Genomic DNA, 3,790 nt, shown 5'->3' with positions numbered 1-3,790 from the left:
GTTTCCTCCGTTTTACTAAACATAGCGGAGGACCACTTCAGTGGGGGAAGACCAGCTTTGACCACAGCAAAATGGATCTTTTGGTCTGCTGACCGAAAGCAGCCATTGGGGCAAGTGCAGCGAAAGTCGCGAAGGTCCGCTTTTGGTGAGTTCGGTATACCTCAATATTCGCGCTCGCAGCGAACGGCTGGTTTGACGGGCTGCGGCGCAGCATTGGTGGGCGTCGGCCAAACGTAGCTATGGGCCGGACCAGCTTGCGGAAGAGATGGCATGGGACCATGCTGCGTCAGCTCTGAGGTCGGCTTCGAGCCAATACTGCGGTATTTACCAACGTCAGCTTTCCGCGAAAAGGCCTCTGCCTCTGACATGCTGGTGGTTACATTGCTACTCGAAACAGAGATTGAAGGGGAAGAGCCCAATCTGACATAGGCCGAGCCAAGCGCTAATGTCCCTGTTCATGTCGGCGGAACCGGCCAATTGGGCGAAATCACTTAGTGAGTGTTGCCGGGCACCGATGAATTCAGCTTACCGAAATACGCGCGATGCAGCCTCCCAGTTCCTTTGCAGGTTGTCCGATGCGGTTGAAGTCTCTGGAAAAGAGTACCTGTGACAATGAAGCACCCACGTCTGTTTCGGGCACAACTGCGACACCCCATCCTCTGAACTCGTGACCCGCTTTGAACCCTGTGTTGATCAGTAGAACATGCCCCTGTGGGATTTTGCGAATACCCTCGTCCGCAATCTCGGTGACGGCGACAGCCGTCCAGCTATCTCCGAGGTCGATGACTGTACCGTCGATACTCAGTTCGCTTACACTGGTGGAAACGGTCTGGCCAGCAACAGCACCAATCGGAACCAGCACACGTCGCTTGTTTAGTTTTGCATAGACGGCTTGATTCACACATAACTCGGGCGTCGTTGTGTAGAGGTATAGGGTGTTGTCCGCCAACCCAGCCAAGTCGCGACCTTTGTAGACGATGCGGTAGTCCAGATTTCTCTCAATTGCAAAAAGAGTCAGAAAGATGATTACCCAAGGAACCAGACCTTTGAACGTCCGACCTTGCCAGATGGATGTTGACTGCTCGCTCATCGACGCCTCCGCTTAGTACTTCTTGAGTTTGATGGTTTTTTTCCTACCGAAGACGGCTTTGAAAAACTGGTCCATAACCACAAAGAAATAGGCGAGCACGGCGATTGCCGTGAAAAGCGTTACAGCGCGGGTTGTGGAAATCCCCAAGAGAATGATCAGGGGGAAGAAAGACAACGTAATCGCCCCTTTAACGAGGCTGAAAAGAATCATGTATGACACCAAGGCAACGAGCTTGTTAACACGAGCCCATAGGAAAACGCCCGCCGACATGGCAATCAGCATGAAGTAGCAACTGGGATAATAGAACAGCCACGTCATGCGGCTGAGAAAAGCCATGCGTCGCTTGGTTGGATCGGCGGCCAGACTTCTTGCCGCAAATTTTCGCGCACTGGCCAGGCGGCCGATCTGGAACCGGTTCGTGGCCATGGCCGACAGCAGCTCTGCATCGTTAGGATAATGCTCAATCGCCTGGCTGAGGTAGAAATCGGCTTCGAATAGATCGTTCAGGTTATGCAGCGCGATGGCTTTCACCCTGATCAATTCTGGCGAATGCACCTCGCCCAGTTGTTCTTCTATCCTTTTACGAACCGAATTTTGTTTTCCCTTTTTTGCGTCAAGGATCAACTCCATCATGGAGATTGAACCCTGCTCATGCGGGAAGTTCTTTTGAAATCTCTGGAGACTCGACGCCATCTCCCTTTTTCGACCCAGCTTCGCCAAAGCCGAAAATCTGTGAACGTGCATTCCAACGGCATTGGGATGACGGGAGAGCCAATTGTCACAATACTCAAGCGCGGCCTTGGCTTCGCCTTCGTTAAGCAGCGTTTCCACCATTAGGTCCGCTGACAGGTAATCGTCCGGGTTTTTCTCGAGAAGCCGACCTAGAATCCGCTTGGCCCCCTCGGTGTTGCCCGCCTCATACAACGCTCTTGCAGTTCCGCGCCCTTCGATCTGACCTTCACCCATTGTTACCTCGCATATTTCTTTAGAAAGGCGGCCAGATCGTCATACATTCCGTCTGCATTGGCATAGTCAGCAAACCCCCTCGCTTGTCCAAGCCACTCCCCAACCGAGGATTTCACTTCGCGCAATGCTTCTTTGAAATGTGTGTTGTTCAAAGGTTCAAGATCGGTCTCTGATACGCTTTCTTCGATCGCTATATCAATTGCAGTGTCGACAAGTGCAGACAGATCAGCCCCCGAGAAACCGGACGTCTTGTCAATGATCTGGCTTGTTTCCAAATCAGAAGCCACAGGTCTGTCTTGCAGAAGGCGTTTGAGAATAAATCCGCGTGCAACTTTGTCAGGCGGAGGGACAAAAATTGATCGATCAAAGCGTCCCGGTCGGCGAAATGCGCTATCCAAAGACCACGGAACATTCGTGGCGCCTAAAAAAAGGATGCCGTCATTGTCTTCGGAGAAACCGTCCATTTCAGTTAAGAGCGCGGACACCGTCGTGTTGATCTTCGCAGTCGTCTCCATCTGACGGCGTTGCGCCAGGGCTTCGACCTCGTCGAAGAAAAGCACCACAGGTCTTCGTGCGCGCGCCGTCGCGAAAATCTCGCGGATCGTTTTTTCTGCAACGCCGACGTACTTGTCCAACACATCGGCAGCGCGAACATTGTAAAACCCGGCGTTACACTCAGTCGCCAGTGCTTTGGCCAGCATGGTTTTCCCACACCCCGGGGGGCCATACATCAACACCCCTCCACCAGCCTTGCGCTTGAATTTTCTGAAAAGCTCACGTTTGCCGGTAAATGGGTTGATAATGCGTCGTCGGACTTGTTTCTTGACGTCTTCCAGCCCGCCAATGTCATCGAACGTCACACCGCTGCCTTCGACAACGCGCAATGGGCTGTCAGGATTTTGCATTTGAATCACATTGTCAGCCGCCTGCGGCTTTGGTCGCCAAATATCGGCCTGATGTTCTTCACCAGCCAAATTCAACAGTTCTGCCGCCTCAGAACGCAAAGCATCCGTTTCAATGACAGCCGGGTCGGTTTGTGCAAGTGCATCCCGAATAACACTGCTGTCTGGTGCTTCTTTCAACAAAACCAACAACGCTCGGAAACTGGCTTCGCGAGCATGTCCCGTAACGACGAGATCAACCAGCTCTTGGTACTGCGCTTCTAATTTACTAACCAATATTCTACCCTTGCATGCCTCAAATAATGTGCCCCCACGGGATCATTTTTGCTGGTTGTTAAAAGCTTGCTATCGCAAATCTGGATAGCGTCAAGAGATGCTCTGCCTGAGGTTGCAAATAGAACTCAACCATTGAGAATTTAGCACACAACTAATTTTGGCAGTTAACGATAGTACCTCGCAGCCTTGTTTCACGTAATAAGTGTTTAGCAACGCCATCTGCGAAGTAGATAGAGAGCTAATTTTAGCCCAGGTGGTTTCGCGAGAATGACTGCTGCCCGCGATTGGGTTCCGCTGTTGGTTGTGGCAAAGATAAAATCCACTGTGAGCGTACATAGAAGTTCATTGCCGACATTCGCGGACGGTTTTGGCTGCCCTAAACACCTCTTCGATAACTTAAATCTTGTAGACCAATCAATTTTTCAGTGTCGAATACGGCGGGCAGAAAGTGGGAACCTGTAACTAGACATTCTACATAGAAAGTCGAACGCCTGCCCTGTCCGTGGTCTTCCCCCACTGAAGTGGTCCTCCGCTATGTTTAGTAAAACGGAGGAAA

The 3,790-nt window shown here is 51.5% G+C and carries 3 protein-coding genes; all 3 read right to left on the bottom strand.

All coding sequences use genetic code 11. The features are described 5' to 3' along the window. Positions 1 to 520 precede the first annotated feature (520 nt). Genes MPJ51_RS21550 through MPJ51_RS21540 form a run of 3 tightly spaced genes read right to left on the bottom strand, consistent with a single transcriptional unit; the run spans position 521 to position 3,234 of the window. Positions 521 to 1,090 carry a hypothetical protein gene (locus MPJ51_RS21550; protein ID WP_298391095.1) on the bottom strand — a complete coding sequence of 190 codons (570 nt, stop codon included), beginning with the start codon at positions 1,088 to 1,090 and terminating at the stop codon, positions 521 to 523. Positions 1,091 to 1,102: 12 nt separating this feature from the next. Then, positions 1,103 to 2,056, bottom strand: coding sequence for a tetratricopeptide repeat protein (locus MPJ51_RS21545; protein ID WP_298391093.1), 954 nt, complete (start codon positions 2,054 to 2,056; stop codon positions 1,103 to 1,105). Between the two features lie 2 nt (positions 2,057 to 2,058). Beyond that, positions 2,059 to 3,234 carry an ATP-binding protein gene (locus MPJ51_RS21540; RefSeq protein ID WP_298391091.1) on the bottom strand — a complete coding sequence of 392 codons (1,176 nt, stop codon included), beginning with the start codon at positions 3,232 to 3,234 and terminating at the stop codon, positions 2,059 to 2,061. Between the last annotated feature and the right edge of the window lie 556 nt (positions 3,235 to 3,790).

The organism is Ruegeria sp., assembly GCF_028066395.1.
Taxonomy (GTDB): Bacteria; Pseudomonadota; Alphaproteobacteria; order Rhodobacterales; family Rhodobacteraceae; genus Ruegeria.
Note: the sequence above shows the minus strand (reverse complement) of the source record. Positions and strands in the feature narration are given on the sequence as shown.